17 protein-coding genes and 1 pseudogene are annotated in these 17,864 nt (G+C 45.1%); 8 read left to right on the forward strand and 10 right to left on the reverse strand.

Annotation, left to right across the window (positions count from 1 at the left end; genetic code table 11):
* The 10 genes and pseudogenes from AACR09_RS20355 to AACR09_RS20400 all read right to left on the reverse strand — a co-directional run.
* Positions 1-365: pseudogene (locus tag AACR09_RS20355) on the reverse strand (ammonium transporter); the annotation flags it as partial.
* A 453-nt stretch (positions 366-818) separates the two neighbouring features.
* The gene (locus AACR09_RS20360; protein WP_193835592.1) at positions 819-1,235 is read right to left on the reverse strand and encodes a hypothetical protein; all 417 of its coding nucleotides are present in this window, start codon (positions 1,233-1,235) and stop codon (positions 819-821) included.
* Complete coding sequence (locus AACR09_RS20365; RefSeq protein WP_193835593.1) at positions 1,219-2,292, reverse strand: formate dehydrogenase subunit gamma; 1,074 nt, start codon at positions 2,290-2,292, stop codon at positions 1,219-1,221. Before AACR09_RS20365 ends, AACR09_RS20360 begins: the two co-directional genes overlap by 17 nt.
* Positions 2,293-2,305: 13 nt before the next feature.
* Positions 2,306-2,914, reverse strand: coding sequence for a formate dehydrogenase FDH3 subunit beta (gene fdh3B / locus AACR09_RS20370; protein WP_004733723.1), 609 nt, complete (start codon positions 2,912-2,914; stop codon positions 2,306-2,308).
* A gap of 11 nt (positions 2,915-2,925) precedes the next feature.
* Complete coding sequence (locus AACR09_RS20375) at positions 2,926-5,781, reverse strand: formate dehydrogenase subunit alpha (protein WP_004733725.1); 2,856 nt, start codon at positions 5,779-5,781, stop codon at positions 2,926-2,928.
* A 10-nt stretch (positions 5,782-5,791) separates the two neighbouring features.
* Complete coding sequence (locus tag AACR09_RS20380) at positions 5,792-5,992, reverse strand: twin-arginine translocation signal domain-containing protein (protein ID WP_004733728.1); 201 nt, start codon at positions 5,990-5,992, stop codon at positions 5,792-5,794.
* Between the two features lie 76 nt (positions 5,993-6,068).
* Positions 6,069-6,737, reverse strand: a complete 669-nt coding sequence (locus AACR09_RS20385; protein WP_054542114.1) for a TorD/DmsD family molecular chaperone — start codon at positions 6,735-6,737, stop codon at positions 6,069-6,071.
* Between the two features lie 9 nt (positions 6,738-6,746).
* Positions 6,747-8,408, reverse strand: a complete 1,662-nt coding sequence (locus AACR09_RS20390) for a 4Fe-4S dicluster domain-containing protein (RefSeq protein ID WP_193835594.1) — start codon at positions 8,406-8,408, stop codon at positions 6,747-6,749.
* Positions 8,409-8,707: 299 nt separating this feature from the next.
* Positions 8,708-9,397 carry a DUF3306 domain-containing protein gene (locus AACR09_RS20395; RefSeq protein WP_193835595.1) on the reverse strand — a complete coding sequence of 230 codons (690 nt, stop codon included), beginning with the start codon at positions 9,395-9,397 and terminating at the stop codon, positions 8,708-8,710.
* Positions 9,387-9,851, reverse strand: coding sequence for a DUF3305 domain-containing protein (locus AACR09_RS20400; RefSeq protein ID WP_004733736.1), 465 nt, complete (start codon positions 9,849-9,851; stop codon positions 9,387-9,389). Before AACR09_RS20400 ends, AACR09_RS20395 begins: the two co-directional genes overlap by 11 nt.
* Positions 9,852-10,205: 354 nt before the next feature.
* On the opposite strand from AACR09_RS20400, the gene fdhD reads away from it, so the two are divergent.
* The 8 genes from fdhD (at position 10,206) to cydB (ending at position 17,862) form a co-directional block, all read left to right on the forward strand.
* A complete protein-coding gene (gene fdhD / locus AACR09_RS20405) occupies positions 10,206-11,030 on the forward strand; it encodes a formate dehydrogenase accessory sulfurtransferase FdhD (RefSeq protein ID WP_017087796.1) in 825 nt (274 codons plus the stop codon).
* Between the two features lie 331 nt (positions 11,031-11,361).
* Entirely contained in the window at positions 11,362-12,303 is a 942-nt protein-coding gene (locus tag AACR09_RS20410) for an MBL fold metallo-hydrolase (RefSeq protein WP_017083669.1), read from the forward strand.
* A gap of 1 nt (position 12,304) precedes the next feature.
* Positions 12,305-12,619, forward strand: a complete 315-nt coding sequence (locus AACR09_RS20415; protein ID WP_004733741.1) for a hypothetical protein — start codon at positions 12,305-12,307, stop codon at positions 12,617-12,619.
* 113 nt (positions 12,620-12,732) lie between these two features.
* On the forward strand, positions 12,733-13,617 hold the full coding sequence (locus AACR09_RS20420) for a DUF692 domain-containing protein (protein WP_193835596.1): 885 nt from the start codon (positions 12,733-12,735) through the stop codon (positions 13,615-13,617).
* Positions 13,610-14,386, forward strand: coding sequence for an HvfC/BufC family peptide modification chaperone (locus AACR09_RS20425; protein ID WP_193835597.1), 777 nt, complete (start codon positions 13,610-13,612; stop codon positions 14,384-14,386). Before AACR09_RS20420 ends, AACR09_RS20425 begins: the two co-directional genes overlap by 8 nt.
* The gene (locus tag AACR09_RS20430) at positions 14,383-14,991 is read left to right on the forward strand and encodes an HvfX family Cu-binding RiPP maturation protein (RefSeq protein ID WP_193835598.1); all 609 of its coding nucleotides are present in this window, start codon (positions 14,383-14,385) and stop codon (positions 14,989-14,991) included. Before AACR09_RS20425 ends, AACR09_RS20430 begins: the two co-directional genes overlap by 4 nt.
* A 108-nt stretch (positions 14,992-15,099) precedes the next feature.
* The gene (locus AACR09_RS20435) at positions 15,100-16,716 is read left to right on the forward strand and encodes a cytochrome ubiquinol oxidase subunit I (RefSeq protein WP_193835599.1); all 1,617 of its coding nucleotides are present in this window, start codon (positions 15,100-15,102) and stop codon (positions 16,714-16,716) included.
* A 9-nt stretch (positions 16,717-16,725) separates the two neighbouring features.
* A complete protein-coding gene (gene cydB, locus AACR09_RS20440; RefSeq protein ID WP_102488057.1) occupies positions 16,726-17,862 on the forward strand; it encodes a cytochrome d ubiquinol oxidase subunit II in 1,137 nt (378 codons plus the stop codon).
* The last annotated feature ends 2 nt before the right edge of the window (positions 17,863-17,864 follow it).

The following is a 17,864-nucleotide window of genomic DNA, read 5'->3' on the forward strand; positions in this document are numbered from 1 at the left end:
GCACGTTCAGCGATACCACCAGAAACGATCGCTGGAATCGCCGCAGCAAACGTCATCAAGAAGAAAAACTTCACCAGCTCGTAACCATTACCTTGCGATAAGGTTTCTGCATCTGCAAAGAAATGCGCACCGTAAGCCACCCAGTAACCTATAAAGAAATAGGCAATGGCAGAAACGCCGAAATCCGAGAGGATCTTAACCAGCGCGTTCACTTGGTTTTTCTTTCTTACTGTACCGACTTCCAAAAATGCAAAGCCTGCGTGCATTAAGAAGACCATGATGGCGCCTAATAATAGAAATAGAGTGTCTGAACTCTGCGTCAAGCTCTCTACTGCGCTATGAACTTGGGTAACCGTTTGACTCATTAAAGCTCTCTCCCTTAGCTTTGTCTCAATTGCACTAGAACCGTGCGAATTGATGTCGTAATTAATTAAAGACTCAACAGTAAACGCAAGATGCGTTCCAACACGCTCACGTAATTTTCGTGCAACAAGATTTTATTCTAAGGCTTTGATTCTAAGGGGTTAAAATTACTACTGCACTTTTTTGGATATTTGAGATGGAGGGATGCTTAAAATTAATTGCACCAATTAAGGGAGTTGCACCATATTGGCGCGGTCAATATCAGGCTTGGTTCTGTTTTAGATCTACCCCAAATATTTTGAAGAATTCACTAAAAACCTTCTTCTAAGTTGACTAGACACTTGTTCTAGGTGGACAAAAAAAGCCCAGCGACTCGAATCACTGGGCTTTCTATACGATGGTTGTTTTGAGTAAATCGCTCTAGATAATTTGTTATCTAGTTCGTCTGATACTCACTACAGGTTTAGTCCTGTTGTCGGGCTTTGCGGTAGGTTTTGACTTAAGCGCTGCATGCCTTGATACATACGAATAAACCAAACCACAATCGCCACACCACCAAACAACATGCCTACGTATGGGATGTAGTAAGCGATGTCATCGATAATATGGTTTTGATACCAGTAATCGTTCACACCGATCAACACGCCATTAGAGGTCGCTACCGTGACGATAAGCACAACAAAGAACGTCAGGTTCAAGAAGAAAGAGCGAATCAAGCCGTAGTAATGCGTATCCACGACTTCGCCGTCTTCACCTTTATCTAAACGATAGCCTGCGTAGATAATCGCGACCACACCAGAGAGAAGACAAGTAAATGGTGTAAAGCAGCTTAGGATGTAAGCGACCCAAATACCTTTATGAGGTTTGTTCATTCTTATTCACCTCTTCGGTTTTCTCTATTGTTACGTTTGCGCTTTGTTCAGCGCCGCTTTTCTCTTGTTCCATCACTTCTTTGTACCAAAGGTCATGGTGCTCTTTAGCCCAAGTTTCATCAACTTCGCCTGTTACCATACCCTCAAGTGCACCTTCCATACCGAACAAGCCGATGTAGATGTGGAACACAAAGCCACAGATAAGGATCAGAGCAGCCAACATGTGGACTAGGTTTGAAAGCTCCATATCACGTCGTGTTTGGCCAAAGATTGGGAAATCTAACACCAAGCCACTGATCGCTGCGACACTGCCCATAACGATAAGCAGCCAAAATAGCGCTTTTTCACCCGCGTTCGAAAACTCTGCAGATGGATGAGAACCTTTATGTTTCCCGACCATACCACCCAGTTTTATAAACCACTGGATATCGACCATTTTGAAGATCGACTTGCGCCACCACTTGATTAGAACAGCCATCAACAGCACATAGAAAATCGGGCCGATGTAGTTGTGGTATTGCTTCGCCAATAGAACGATGAAGCCCCATAAATCGGTTGGGATATAAGGTTTCAAGAAGTGTTTACCGTAAACCAACATCAAACCACTGAACGCCAGTGTTAAGAAGGTAAACGCCATGCTCCAGTGCAGTGCGCGGTCCAGTCGCGACCAACGTTTGATCTTACGGCCCGTTCTTGGTGCACTCAGCATTAATGGGCCAATCACAACGTACATTAAGGTAACGAAAGCAATACTGCCAAAGATAGCGACAGCACCGGCTGGTGACATCCACTTCTCTTTCAATATGTACCACGTTTGACCTGGAGTACTGATCAACACGCCGTGCTCAGCCGATTGAGATGTGGTGTAACCTTCTTCACCGTTTCTTACTTGTCGCCAAAAATCGGCACCAGCAAGTTGTGTGATTTCTCTTTCAGCAGAGCTCGATTGAGTTTGTGATGAGTTCGTCTCAGATGCATGACTCAAAGGAGACAGCATTGTTAGTGCTGCCAACATTGGCAGCACAACAAGGAAGAGACGCTTAAACATTGTAAGCATATGTCTCTCCTAACTAGCTCTTCATCGCATCGTAAGAAAGGTCATTGCCGTCTGTCCAGCCTGCCCCCTTCGCACCACGTTCAACAACACGCTGGCGGAATACATCAGAGACTTTCTCTGCATCACCCGCTAGCAGTGCTTTGGTCGAACATAAAGAAGCACACATTGGTAGCTTGCCTTCAGCAATACGGTTCGCACCGTACTTCTGACGTTCTTCCACAGAACCTGGCTCTGTTTCTGGGCCGCCAGCACAGAAGGTACATTTGTCCATTTTACCGCGCTCACCAAAGGCTTCCTGTTTAGGGAATTGAGGTGCGCCAAACGGACAAGCAAACAAGCAGTAACCACAACCGATACATAGATCTTTATTGTGAAGTACGATGCCGTCTTCTGTATGTTCAAAACAGTCTGCGGGACAAACTGCCATACATGGCGCATCAGTACAGTGCATACATGCTACAGAGATAGAGTTTTCACCCGGTTCACCATCGTTCAGTGTGACAACGCGGCGACGTTGAATACCCCATTCCAGAGCATCATCATTTTCATTCTTACATGCAGTGACACAACCGTTACATTCGATACAACGTTTGGTGTCACAAAGAAATTTCATTCTAGCCATTTTAAGACTCCTTACGCTTTACGAATATTACAAAGGGTTACTTTCGTTTCCTGCATCAACGTGACAGGGTCGTAACCATATGTGGTTGCTGTATTGGCTGCTTCACCAATAACGTAAGGATCGGTGCCTTCAGGATATTTAGAACGCAAATCTTCGCCTTCAAACTTACCACCGAAGTGGAACGGCAAGAACGCTAAACCCGGTTTCACACGACGAGTGACCATCGCTTTCACCTTGATACGGCCTTTCTCTGCACCCTCAACCCAAACATCATCGCCATCTTTGAAGCCAATGTCGTTTGCATCTTTAGGGTTCACTTCAACAAACATCTCTTGTTGTAGCTCTGCTAGCCAAGGGTTAGAACGTGTCTCTTCACCACCACCTTCGTACTCAACCAAACGACCAGACGTAAGAATAATCGGGTATTCACCAGACTTATCTTGGTCTTGAATGGATTTGTACAGCGTAGGAACACGGAAGATTGCTTCCTTGTCATCCCACGTTGGGTAGTCAGCGACTAGATCACGACGTGGTGTGTAAAGTGGTTCACGGTGCAGTGGTACGCGGTCTGGGAATGTCCAAACAATCGCACGCGCTTTCGCGTTACCAAAAGGAATACAACCATGCTTGATAGCAACACGTTGGATGCCACCAGAAACGTCAGTCTTCCAGTTTTTGCCTTCAGCAGAGGCTTTTTCTTCTGCTGTTAGGTCGTCCCACCACCCCAGTTGTTTCAGCAGTTTGTCACTGAACTCTGGGTAACCATCTTTGATTTCGCTGCCTTTTGAGTAGCTGTCTTCAGCCAATAGGCTTTGACCTTCAAATTCCACACCGAAACGAGTACGGAAGTTACCGCCGCCCTCAGCAACCGGTTTAGATGTATCGTAAAGGATATGCGTCCCTGGGTGTTTCATTTCTGGGTTGCCCCAACATGGCCAAGGCAGACCGTAAGTTTCGCCATTCGCTGGGCCGCCTTCTGCAGCAAGCGTTGTTTTGTGGAACGTGTGCCAGTTTTGTTGGTGTTCTTTCAAACGCTCTGGGCTTTGACCTGTATAGCCGATCGTCCACATACCTTTGTTGAATTCACGAGTGATGTCTTCAATCAATGGTTGATTGTTCTCAACACGGATGTTTTTGAACAGTTGATCAGAGAAACCAAGCTTCTTAGAAAGAAGGTACATGATTTCGTGGTCAGGCTTAGATTCGAACAGAGGATCAACAACCTTATCACGCCACTGTAGAGAACGGTTTGACGCCGTTACACTGCCGTAGGTTTCAAATTGAGTGGTTGCTGGAAGTAAGTAAACGCCGTCGGTGCGATCGTTCATTACTGCCGCGACTGTTGGGTATGGGTCAACGATAACCATCATATCCAGCTTCTGCATCGCCTTCTTCATCTCTGGACCACGAGTCTGAGAGTTCACCGCGTGACCCCAGTAGAACATGGCGCGGATGTTTTCGCGTTGACGAATCTTGTCTTTGTCTTCAAGCACGCCATCAACCCAACGAGAGACAGGAATACCTGCACTGTTCATTGGTTTTTGACCACCGTATGCGTTGTCGTCAAATCGTCCTTTAACCCAGTCAAAGTCGATATCCCAAACTTTAGACCAATGGCGCCAAGAACCTTCAGACAAGCCGTAGTAACCCGGTAGCGTGTCTGATAGTACGCCAAGGTCAGTTGCGCCTTGTACGTTATCGTGACCACGGAAAATGTTTGCACCGCCACCTGATTTACCTATGTTACCTAGCGCAAGCTCAAGAACACAGTAAGCACGTGTGTTGTTGTTACCCGTAGTATGTTGAGTACCACCCATACACCAAACGATACAACCCGGACGGTTCTCTGAAAGCAGTTTTGCTGTGTGGTAAACGTCTTCTTCGCTAACGCCTGTTACACGCTCAACTTCTGCTGGGTTCCACTTAGCAACTTCTTCACGGATCTCGTCCATGCCGAATACACGTTGGCGGATGAATTCTTGGTCTTCCCACTTGTTAGCAAAGACATGCCATAACAGACCCCAAATAAACGCAACGTCTGACCCCGGGCGTAGAGAAACATAGTGATCAGATTTCGCCGCAGTACGCGTACGACGAGGATCCGCAACAACGATCTTACAGTTGTTCTTCTCTTTCGCGATTAGGATGTGTTGCATCGCAACCGGGTGAGCTTCTGCAGGGTTCGAACCAATGAACAGCATCGACTTACAGTTGTGCATGTCATTGAACGAGTTTGTCATCGCACCGTAACCCCAAGTGTTTGCAACACCGGCTACTGTGGTTGAGTGACAAATACGCGCTTGGTGGTCAACGTTATTGGTGCCCCAAAGCGACGCCATCTTACGGAATGCGTAAGCTTGCTCGTTACTGTGTTTCGCACTACCTAGGAAGTAAACGGAATCAGGACCAGACTCTTTACGAAGTTCTAGCGCTTTATTACCGATCTCTTCAATCGCTTGTTCCCAAGAAAGCTTCTTCCACTTACCGCCTTCCAATTTCATTGGGTACTTAAGGCGACGCTCACCGTGGCCGTGCTCACGCAAAGCTGCGCCTTTCGCACAGTGTCCACCAGCGTTGAATGGGTGATCGAATGCAGGCTCTTGACCCGTCCAAACACCGTTTTGAACTTCAGCGTAAATACCACAACCGACAGAACAGTGGGAACAGATAGTGCGTTTCACTTCTGTTTTCGCTTCAGGGTCGACTGACTTAGCTTGCGCCTTTTTCATCATACCCGGAGCGAATAGACCAGCGCCAACTACCGCACCACCAGCCGCTAGAGAGGTATTTTTCATGAAGGCACGTCGAGACACACCCAGTTGATTGGTTTCTTTGCTCACACTATCGGAGCGTTTGACAAGTTTCATCCGTTATCTCCTAAAGCGTGTCGTAGTAATCGCGAATGTGTTGCGTTTCACGATAGCCCGTCTTCTTCATGTCTTCTTTCGGCATTTCAACCGTTTCTGAAGCAGTTGCCACCTTCGTTGTTCCAGCGACAACGGCACCCGCTACGGCTGCAGTTGTTAAGCCTTTGAGTAAGTCCCTACGGCTTGTGTTTATTTCTTTATTATCTTTCATCATTGCTTCCTTACCTTGCGGTAGATCTTTTTGGAGGCTTAATGCCCCTCTATCGATATAATCGCGTACTGCTCGATTACTCGTAATCAGTGACGTTTTTCACATCAATCTTTAATTTATGTTTACTGCTTTTTGTATTAACGCTAAAACGCACTTGCTCTAACGTTAGGAATGCTTCACACAGCTGAGCTGCCGATTTGTAGAAGTTCGCACTTTCTGCACTTTCAAGCTGACGTGTAAAAGAGTTGAACCAAGGGCCAAGGTGCTTATTGAAAACGGCTTGTTGAAGCGCTTCTTCTTCACCAGTTAGCATCGCCATTACTTCACACAATGCAGCAATATGATCTTCTGGCTCTTTCACTTGATCATCACGTTCAATGCCTAAAAGCTCTAGGTCATGACGAATCTCTGCTAATGGTTTTTCCATCATGGCACCAGTTCTATGCCAAGAACCAAATGGAACTATCTCTCCACGGCCAATGCCAATGAACAGATCTTGATATTCGTCTTCTAACGCTTCGCGATTTGATTCCGTTGCCGCTTGTTGAATGGCAATCCAAGCTTTTTGCATTGCACTCTCAGACGCTTCAATGTCTAACGTCTTTAGGAAATCAATGACCTCTTCAGAAGGTGCGTTACGAAACAATGCAGAAAGAACCAAATAGATTTCAGTTCTTAGTGTCTGTTCTTGCTTTAATTCTTTTGCGAGCTCAGGCTCTTGTGCCTGATCCAAATTAGTATCCAATGCCAACTCCTAGTATTTCAATTGATTCAATGGGTCTTGAGCCATTGAGTCGAACATGTCCACTACACGACAGTCTTCACACATCGCAATACGATTAATCGCAGTTTCATCTGAAAAATGAGAGTGACCGTGTAACTTGTTCTGTAACATGTCAATCATAGACTGTGGAGCGAATGGCTTATGGCAACGTAAACATTCCGCTGCTTTCTCCTCATGAATCACAACTGCTTGTTGACGTTCTTCTTTCACCCAATTCATACGAGGTGTCAGAGTGAGAACATTCTCAGGGCATGCCTTTTCACACAGACCACATTGAATACAGTCTTGTTCTACAAACTTAAGTGATGGAGACGCGCCGTCGGTATGAAGAGCACGTGTAGGACAAACTGCAACACAACTCATGCATAACGTACAATCTTTGCTTTCACACGAAACCGTGCCGTATGGTGCATTCGAAGGAAGTTCAACGATATTCTCGACAGGAATGCGAGATGAAGACATAGCATCGAGTGCAGTGAATAGACGTTGACGTTTGTTGCCTTGAAGATCGCCAAGTGCAAGGTCGAAAGAATCAACGCACAGTGTTGGAGGCCCTTCACGTAGAGACTCTAAATACAGGATATCGATGGTTTCTTTTGGCACACCGATTTGGTCTAGTAGCTCTTGAGCAATCCCGACTTCGTTATTCAGAACACGAATGATCGTCTCTGGCATAAAACGAGAAGCAGCAAACAGAACCTGAGTCGCCCCATTCACTAGCGCTGCAAACCAAGTATCAATACCAATAGAAGGCAGTTCTTCAACCACGATTGGAATCACGTTATCTGGCAGTGCTTTTAGCGCCATTACATTGTAAGTCTCATGACGAGAGCTACAGATAAGTACGATTGGATCCAGACCGCCCGCATGTTCATAGTTGGCTAGCGTACGTTCAATGAACTTTTGAGTATCGTCAGGGTTTGGAAGCGCATAGGTAATCGCTTCTGTAGGACAGCTTGTTGCACAAGTTCCGACGCCTTGACATAGATAAGGGTTAATCTCGACCTTGTGACCTGTTTTGTCTGAGCCTTCACTTGATAGTGCGCCAGCAGGACAAGCATCAACACAACGTTCACAGCCTTTTACGCCACGCGAACTGTGCGCACAAAGGTCAGTGTCTAAACGGAAGAACTTAGGCTTATCAAATGTGCCCATTAGCGTCGGAATCTCTTCCAGTGCTTCGGCCAGTTTTGGATAGCCACGGCCTACTGGGTAATAACCCGGTACAGGCACTTCTTCTGTCATGCAGCTATTCAGACATAGGTCTAGAACAACATCGAAACAATCGTGATTAATCGCGATTTTCGCCAGGTTGCTTGATGTGCCTTTACTCTCAATCACAACTTCAAACGTGCCAAGGAAACCGGATACTTGAACCGAGTTCGCGAAGTACAGTTCTGGGTTTTTGCCCTTTTCGCCGTCTGTCGACAATAAGGTTAAGCTCGTCAATTGAGGTAATTGAGCCGCAGCACTTTCAATGATCGCAGTTGGACCAATAACAAGAGTATTACCGCCGCTTTCGTAGCTAACAGTAGGTGGAATCAGATTTGTTAACTCAACTGTATTTTCAAATGCATACAGTCTTGCTTTAGCGTTATTTGAAGTTGCTTGTTCTAATAATTGTTTAAGCATTGCTCAGTTCCATCTTTGGACATGGATAATCTGTTCAACCTTCATTGTAGTAAGCGATAGAGAACTTGCTGAGTAATCCGTTAACAACTAACCCTTTAGCCAGTGTCCCGCTCGTCAGACTATGAATTCGTCTATCTACAAAAAAGTTGATAATAAACGTTAATTAGCAAATGCCATGCCAATTTAATAAACCTTATATATCAATGATTTAATCTTTTATAGCGTTTATTGTGCGTATAAAAAAACCGCTTGGGACATTTTGTCTCAAGCGGTTCATTGAGTATTTAGTCAAAATGTACCTATTCTTTGTGTGGTATATCTTGTCCCATCTCTTTCAGGTCAGCTTCGTCTGACATTGTAGCGTTACCATCTGGCACTGTGTTTTGATACAGTTCTTTTTCTTGTTCGGTTATTTCGGCACTTTCTGACGTTTCAAATTCATTATCAGATACCTCAAGATCGCTTTCAGAATGTTCTAAAACTTCACCTTCAGTCTTATTATCAATGACTTGCTCTTCTTCTGGTGTGGTTTCTTCTTCAGTTTTGTCTTTAACCCAATCTCGCAAGGTTTCCGCCACCCCTTCAGAAAGAGACTTCAAATTACTGTAATCGTCGTCGTAATCATCTAAACCATCACGAACGTTAAACTCTTCGGATAGAAATAATTTACGCAATGCGGCTTTTTTTACGCTTTCTGAGGCTTCTGATACCAATAATTGAGCAACAGACAAGTCTTCAGTGGCTTCTGGTGCGGGATCTTGAACGTCAGAAGCATTAACTTCTTCATTGGTTTCTAAAGCTTCACTTTCTAAAGACTGAGGCGCTGCTGCTTCCATTTCAGGCGAAAGATCTGCAGGCAAAATCTCAGAAGATGAAGAATCAGAGGAAGTGAGTTCTGTTACTTCCAGTGTTTGCTCTACTTCCAAAGGTTCGTCAGTGGATTCATCAAGCTTTCGTTGAGACCAACGGCTAAAGAAGTTAGTTGCCATTTGATCTACCCGCACCTTTACGTTTCTTACGTCTTGCTTCTAGCAACTCACCATGACGGCCGATGAAGGCTTCCATCCAAGCCTGTACGGGCAAAGGAATATCGTAAGACAACACTTGATTGTCACCGTCCATGTATTGCCCTGCAACGGTTTGTGATGCTGTAAGTAACTGAATAACTGGCTTTACACCAGAATCGACATTATCCATCACTAAGAAAAGCTTAGGTTGCTGAGAGCTTAGGTTGAAACGATAGTCTGTACGCTCGTCTTTATGTAATTGGAGTAAACAAACGTCTTGGGCATCGTCTTCTGGCGACAGTTCAAACCCCGTCAATTCCCATTGTGTCGTTACCCAGATACCTGTTTTGATCTCTTTTTCTATTCTTTGGACACCGATTGGCCAAGCTGCTTCTGTTTTTTCATATTGTTCTTTGAATTCTTTTATCTCAGACATACTTCACCCAATTGATTTTCTTTGGTCTGAATGCACTTAGGACATTTTGTACTGTGCGCAATCATATACACCCCATAAAGCAATAAACACGCCAATACGGATTAACTGCAAGAGCGTATCTATAGCGTTCGTTATCAAGTTGTCACTATAACGTTAGTCGATACTGGTTATTTCAGACAACTCCACTCGGTGAACTCTCATATTTTGCGCTATTTTAATCGAATGCTTCATGTTTTCCTGAATACCCGTTATTTTGGAATAAGATTTGCTTTAAGCATGAGTTAAAGAATCGATGAACAAGAACGGCGTTAGACCCTCTTGTTACAACCCTATCTCATTAAGTAGGAAGTGATTGTGGTAAAACCAAACATAATAAAAACTAGCGAAAACCCACTTCAAACAATCGAAGTTGAAGTGTTTGATGAATATGGTGAAAAGCTAACCAAACAGATCGCTTGTGAACGCCCTCTTACCGTTATGTTGAACTGGAAAGAGATCGTAACCCTGATGACGCTTGGCTCGCGCCCTGAATCTTTAGTCTTGGGTTATTTGAAGAATCAAAGTTTCCTTTCTGACCCTGAAGCGGTTGAATCTATCATCATCGATTGGGAAACCAGCTCTGCAGCGGTTATCACCAAAGAAGATACTAGCCAACTTGAGCAAGCGCTTAAGAAGAAGACGGTGACCTCTGGCTGTGGTCAGGGCACCATGTTTGGTAACGTGATGAAGCAGTTGGAAGATTACCAAGTGCCTCAGACCAAAATTAAGCAATCTGAAATTTACACGGCTTTAGAAGCACTGACCCATTACAACGATACGTACAAGAAAGCTGGCGCGGTACATGGTTGCGCTGTTTGCAAAGACGACAAGGTTCTATCGTTTGTTGAAGATGTTGGCCGACATAACGCGGTTGATACGTTGGCCGGTGAGATGTGGCTTAACAAAGAGTCTGGTGAAGATAAGATTTTTTACACTACTGGCCGCCTGACTTCTGAAATGGTCATCAAAGTGGCGCAAATGGGGATTCCTGTTCTGCTATCACGTTCAGGCGTAACGCAAATGGGCTTAGACTTGGCTCAGCAATTTGGTATCACGACCATTGCTCGCGCTAAAGGCCTGCGATTCCAAGTGTTCACTGGCGCAGAGAAGATTGAATTCGATGTAAAAGGTGATCAGTAAACGATAATTCGTTTTAGACATTGGTTATCTATTAGAAAAAAAGGTGCAAGTGTAAGCTTGCACTTGCACCTTTTATCTCGTTCCAAACTCCTAATCTCCCCCCCCCTATTTCTCAAGTACTTTCCCTTTTCAAAACGAGTTCGATCTTTTCGTTTGATTTTATTGAACGTTATTTTCAAGTTAACTAGATATACCAAACGTTAACAATTCTTTATCTTGTGCTCCGTGAACAGAACGAAGCACGCACTTATTGTACTGCTTGGCGAAAGTTTCACTTCTTTGAATGCTCACTTCGAAGAAAACACATAAGAAAAAAGAATTGGATAACAATATGAAACAGCCTTTAAAAGCTCTAGCAATCGCTCTTGGATTGACCTTGGGCGCCAACTGTCACGCAATTGAACTTAAGCCAGTCGATACGGACTTTACATTACAAATACTGGGTTCAGGTGGTCCTATCTCGGATGACCTACGTGCATCATCTGGTGAAATCGTATGGTGGAAAGGCAAATCACGAATCATGATTGATGCCGGTGGCGGTGTTTACCTACGTTTCGGTCAAGCGGGTGCAAAACTTGAAGACCTAGATTTCATGGGTATCACTCACTTCCATACCGATCACGTCAATGACATGCCCGCTCTTCTTAAAGGTGGCTACTTCTTTGAACGTGAAAAGGCGTTGGAGATTTCAGGTCCAGCCGCAGGTTCAGCGTTCCCTAGCCTCAACGGTTACTTCGCAGCGAACTTTGACCCAGACCATGGCGCATACGCTTACCTTGCCGGCTTATACGATGGGAGCGATGGCCTATTCCCAGTCAATCTTACCGATGTTGACTATCAATCCACAGTGCCAACCGTTGTTTATGAAAAAGATGGTTTGAAGATCACTGCTCTGGGTATTCCTCATGGTGATGTGCCTTGTCTCGCTTACCGAATTGAAAGTGAAGAAGGCGTGATGGTGATTTCAGCTGACCAAAACGGTAGCAACCCTGCGTTCTTAGACTTCGCTCGTGGCGCCGACATCATGATGATGCCAATGGCGATTCATGAACAAGCCGATGGTGTCTCTACATTCATGCACGCTAAGCCTTCTGTCATTGGTGAAATTGCGAAAGAGATCAATCCAAAAATGTTGGTACTTAACCACTGGATGGGTCTAGGCCTTAAGCGCAAATCTGAATCAATCAAAATTGTACGCGAATACTACGACGGACCAATCATGTCTGGTCGTGATTTAGCGAGCTTCCCTATGTCTGCTGTAAAGGAGAAATAATATGAACAACAAAATCGCCCTATCAATCGCGATCACGTCTGTGATTAGTCTTAACTCTGCAATGGCGTTTGCTGATGCACCTGCCGAAGCCCCTGTTGAAGCTAAACAATCTTCAGGACACGGTGGTAAATGTGCTGCGGGTAAATGTGGTACAGAAAAACGCTTCGAAAAAGCGGAACTGACAAGCAACCCTCAAGACCGTTTAGTGCGTGCTCGTGACGGGAAATGTGGCTTAACGGCTGAAGGTATCTCGCCAAGCAAAGAGCGCATCCTAACGGCCAATAGCAAGGTGACAGGTGGAGTATGTGGCCAGTAGAAACGCATAAAACTAATGCTTTAAAAACTGGAGCTTTAAAAACTAATACTTTAAAAACTAAAGCTTCAGCATCAAATGACCGAGCCCCTAAAAGCAGAGAGTTAAACCATAAAGTGCGAACCATTCAGAATACAGACAAAGGCATTGGGCTACGCAGTGAGCATATTGAACTGCTCGCTCGTTCCCCCAAGCATCCTGATATCGATTTTCTGGAATTAGCTCCCGAGAACTGGATGAGCTTAGGCGGACTTAAGCGCGAACAACTACAGGATATAGCGAAGCAATACCCTTTGATCGCACACGGTTTAAGCTTATCCATTGGAGATTGTCAGCCGCTTAATACGAAGTTTGTTCGTCAGGTTGGTCAATTTCTCGATGAACTGAATATTCAGGTATACAGCGAGCATTTGAGCTTCTCTCGAGATAGCCAAGGGTATCTGTATGAACTGTTACCCGTGCCACGTCACGCAGAAAACATCGGCTATTTAGCGGACAGAATCAAGCAAGTCCAAGACATCATTCAACGTCCTTTGGTCATGGAGAACATCTCTTATTACCACAACTACGGAGATGAGACGCCTGAGGGTGAGTTTATCGCTGAAATAGCAAAGCGTAGTGGCTGTGAGTTGTTGGTCGACATCAACAATCTCTACGTGAACAGTCAGAACCACCACTTTGATGCCGCAGAAATGCTTAAAGCTTTACCAAGCGATGCTATTCGCTACTACCACATTGCTGGGCATTTAGTTGAAAACGATAGCTCAGGTGGAAGTAACAAATCGCTGCTTGATACCCACGGTATGCCGGTACAGCAAGCGGTCATCGACTTGGCGCGTTACACCTTCTCTATTCATGGCAGTAAACCGTTATTGCTAGAAAGAGACAACAACGTGCCGCCTTTGGTCGTGCTGACTGAAGAGCTACGAACGATGCATAGTCAGGTTCTAGATGCAGGTGTTGCTCATCGCCCAATGAATCAGGAGTTGGCTTATGCATAACCCTCCTAGCATGATGATCACTCAAACGCAGGCGTTAACCGCATTGATACGTTCACCACTTGAAGACAACGCAGTGTGTCGATACAGCGAGTTCATTAGAGACAACGTATTTGGTGTATTGAACAACACATTCCCGCTGTTTTGTAAGCAAGTCGACCAAGACCAACTACTGATATTGGTTGATGAGTTTGTTGTGGTGCATTACGCCTCAGAGCCGGAGTTTCATCATATAGCAACTGAGTTTGTCAGCTTTGTTCAACGTCGAACTCAACCAATGTACATCTCTAGTTTGAGTGATTTGTCTACCTTGAGTGCGAGTCATGAGCTTACAGCCGATCAACTGGCGGTGTTGGAGTACGAATGGTGTGCCTTTTGCGTTGAGATTGATTCTTCAAAGCAAGTTCTGCCTTTGTCGCGAACGCGTGACTTTCACGTCGATGAACGACAGCTTCAATTGGGTTTGTTAGTCAACAGTACGATGAAGCTCGTGCAGGTTCCTTTCATTATTCATGGTGAGTCGCTGACGTTTCTAACACAAAGGCGGTATCCCGTTTATTACGCGATTTATCGCGACCGTGACCAACGTGTCAACACGATAAAACTAAGAGAAATTGATGTTGCGATTATTCAACAACAACCAAATCGTTCTTTAGCCGATATAAAACAAATAATTGCTCAACAATTGGCGAGATTCGAGTTTATTAATTGGGTCGAACATTTCAGTGAAGTTGAACTGATTGGCGTTCACTCTTTAGGAGAAAAATTATGATTAAGTCAGCCCTCAGCTGGTACGACGCTATTGTCGAAAAATGCAAACAATACGATTACTTAGTACTGCTTTCAGTGCGTCTCTATTTGATTCCGGTGATTTATGTCGGCGCACGCTCTAAAGTACTGGGCTTCTCGGGAACGGTTGCGTGGTTTGGTGCTTCAGCAACCGACGGTGGTCTTAACCTTCCCTTCCCAGAGCTACTGGCATTCCTAGCGGCAGCAACCGAAGTTTTAGGTTGTATCTGTATCGCGTTAGGTCTGTTTACTCGCTTTATCTCGATTCCAATGATTTTCATGATGAGCGTCGCGAGTGCAATGGTTCACTGGAAACACGGTTGGGATGCGATTGCGACTGGCGATATGGAAGCAACCGTTCGACTTAACGGCTTCATCGAATGGCTCTCGGTTAACTTCCCAGGTCGATACAACTACATCACTGAACTTGGCGACCCGGTAATGCTGAACAACGGTATGGAGTTCGCAGGCACCTACTTCGTGATGCTGTTAGTACTGCTTGTTTACGGTGGTGGTCGTTACGTGAGTGCAGATTACTGGCTACGTAAACAGTTCTCTAAAAAACAAAACAAAGCACTTCGTTGGTAATAGATTCTTTTCACACAGCTACATGTAAAACCCTTAATTAGTTCTCTCTAATTATCATCTTATTTTCCATTATCTTACCCGTCACACTCGTGGCGGGAAGGAGTTTTTATGCTTACAGATGTCGTTGATCTGTCGCGGTTTCAATTCGCAAGTACCGCTCTTTATCACTTTATATTCGTCCCCCTAACTATAGGTCTCTCCTTCTTACTCGCAGTGATGGAATCACTGTATGTCATGACCAACAAAACCATCTACAAGGACATGACCAAGTTCTGGGGTAAGTTGTTTGGTATTAACTTTGCTGTCGGTGTTGCGACCGGCTTAACCATGGAATTCCAGTTCGGTACTAACTGGGCTTATTACTCGCATTACGTAGGCGATATCTTTGGCGCTCCGCTGGCCATTGAAGCCTTGATTGCGTTTTTCTTGGAATCAACCTTAGTCGGCATGTTCTTCTTTGGTTGGGACAAGCTCTCTAAGCGTCAGCACTTATCGGTAACGTGGTTGACGGCGTTGGGTTCGAACTTCTCTGGTCTGTGGATTCTGATGGCCAATGGCTGGATGCAAAACCCAGTGGGCGCAGAGTTTAACTTCGAAACCATGCGTATGGAGATGACAGACTTCGTCGAAGTGATCTTCAACCCAGTGACTCAAGTGAAGTTCGTGCATACCGTTGCGGCAGGTTATACAACCGGCGCGCTATTTATTATGGGTATCAGTGCTTACTACATGCTTAAAGGGCGTGATTTACCGTTCGCTCGTCGTTCATTTGCAGTCGCAAGTGCTTTTGGTATGGCTGCGATTGTGTCGACAGTAATGCTCGGTGATGAGTCTGGTTATGAGTTGGGCGATGTTCAACAGGTGAAGCTAGCGGCTATCGAAGCTGAATGGCACACCGAAGAAGCCCCTGCCTCATTCACACTGTTCGGTTTCCCGAATCAAGAAACCATGGAAACGGACTACGCGATTAAGATCCCATACGTGATGGGTATCATCGCAACGCGTTCTTTGGATACGCCAGTTGTCGGGATTCATGATCTATTGGCAAAGAATGAGGAACGTGTTCGCAGCGGTATCTTAGCTTATGGACTATTAGAAAAACTGCGTTCTGGTGATAAATCACAACAAAATATCGATGATTTTGAATTAGTTAAACATGATCTTGGTTATGGATTACTGGTTAAGAAATACAGCGACAACGTGGTGGATGCAACAGAACAACAGATCAAACAAGCAGCCAAAGACACAATCCCAACGGTAGCCCCTCTATTCTGGAGTTTCCGCATCATGGTGGTGTGTGGCGTCTTAATATTCGCCATTATTGGTCTTTCATTCGTACAAATTTGTCGCCGTAAGATTGGTACCAATCGTTGGTTACTGAAAGCAACGATATGCGCGATTCCACTTCCCTGGATTGCTTGTGAAGCAGGTTGGTTTGTTGCGGAATATGGCCGTCAACCATGGGCAATTGGTGAGATTCTACCAGTCAACATGGCGGCTTCTAATCTACCCGCTTCAAGTCTGTGGGTCTCTATCGGATTGGTTTACTTGTTCTACACAGTGTTCTTGATTATAGAAATGTTCTTGATGGTTAAGTTTGCAAAAATTGGCCCGAGCGCACTGAAAACGGGTCGCTATCATCATGAGCAATCAAACCAAGATCTAGCTATTACAGGTGAGCAAAGCGCACCGCGTCAGCTAGATAAAACTATCGATCTTCATTAAGGAATTCAGATGTTTGATTACGAAAATCTTCGCCTGTTTACATGGGCAGTTATTGGCGTGTTGTTGATCGGTTTTATCATTACCGATGGATTCGACATGGGCGTTGCGGCGTTGCTCCCTGTTCTAGGGAAGTCGGAAGTTGATCGACGAATCATGATCAACTCGATTGCCCCTCACTGGGATGGCAACCAAGTATGGTTGGTTACCGCGGGTGGCGCTATCTTTGCGATATGGCCTGCAATCTACGCGGCTGCGTTCTCCGGGTTCTATTTAGCCATGATTATCGTGTTGGCGACCTTGTGGTTAAGACCGCTCGGTATGGATTACCGCGCTAAGATCGACAATCCGCAATGGAAGAAAGCTTGTGATATTGCACTTATCGTCAGTGGCTTCATTCCTCCGATTATCTTTGGTGTTGGTTTCGGTAACTTGATGATTGGCGTTCCGTTTGAGTTTAACGAATTGCTAATGATGTCATACCAAGGTGGTTTCTGGGATCTACTCACGCCCTTCCCACTGCTATGTGGCTTGGTGAGCTTAGCGATGGTTGTCACGCAAGGCGCGGCATTCCTACAGATGAAAACGACGGGTGATTTAAAACAACGTGCGCAGAAAGTGATCGTATGTATGGCGCTTGTGACTGTCGGTCTGTTTATTGTTGGTGGGCTATACGCATATACACTTCCGGGTTACCTAATTACTAGCCCAGTTGTGACCGATGGCGTTTCAAACCCGTTGCTAAAACATGTCATGAAGTTTGATGACTTACTGCTACATAACTACGAAAACTATCCGGTACTTTGGGGAATTCCTGCGCTAGGCATCATCGGAATGCTGAGTTGTGCAGTGATGACTCGACTTAACCGCGCTGGTTTGGCCTTCGCTTCTTCAAGCTTATCGATAGCAAGCATCATAACGACAGCGGGCGTCGCCCTATTCCCAATGATCATGCCATCTAGCTTGATGCCATCACATAGCTTAACGCTGTGGGACGGAACATCAAGTGAGTTAACACTGAGCATTATCTCTGTTGTCGCAGTTATCGTGGTGCCAATTATTTTGGGTTACACAATCTGGTGTTACTACAAAATGTTCGGCCGATTAGACAGCCAATACATTCACGATAACAGCTCGTCACTGTATTAATT

The organism is Vibrio sp. OPT20, assembly GCF_963889365.1.
Taxonomy (GTDB): domain Bacteria; phylum Pseudomonadota; class Gammaproteobacteria; order Enterobacterales; family Vibrionaceae; genus Vibrio; species Vibrio splendidus.